The sequence below is a fragment of the Zobellella taiwanensis genome, assembly GCF_003012795.1.
In the GTDB taxonomy this organism is placed as follows: domain Bacteria; phylum Pseudomonadota; class Gammaproteobacteria; order Enterobacterales; family Aeromonadaceae; genus Oceanimonas; species Oceanimonas taiwanensis.
Genome location: NZ_PXYH01000069.1, coordinates 1 through 337, shown reverse-complemented (window position 1 = coordinate 337; position 337 = coordinate 1). Strand labels below are relative to the sequence as shown.

The 337-nt window shown below is 71.8% G+C and carries 1 protein-coding gene; it reads right to left on the bottom strand.

The genetic code is table 11. The annotated features are described in order from the left end of the window. The coding region (locus C7I36_RS17500; protein ID WP_181256434.1) for a hypothetical protein at positions 1-337 on the bottom strand (337 nt) is incomplete at both ends.

Here is a 337-nt window from a genome sequence, read left to right as displayed (position 1 = left end):
CGCCGTCGGTGGCCTGGAGGCTGAAGCTCAGCCCCTGGGCCTGACGATGGTCCAGGCCGGCCGCCGCCACAAACACCCAGGTGCCGTCGCCCTTGACCGTCAGGGTGCCCTTGCCGGTGTCGATCGCATCGTCCAGGTCATACGCCTGACCGTCGAACAGCACCTGCGTGCTGGCGCCATCGGCCCCGGCCACCAGGCTCCAGCTGCCCGTGATGCGCTCGCCTTCCACCACCGTGGCCGGCCCGGCCACGCTCACGCTCGGCACGTCGTCCGAGACCGACAGGCTCACGCTGCCGCTCGCCTCGTCACCGTCCAGGTCGGTGGCCACCACCGCCAC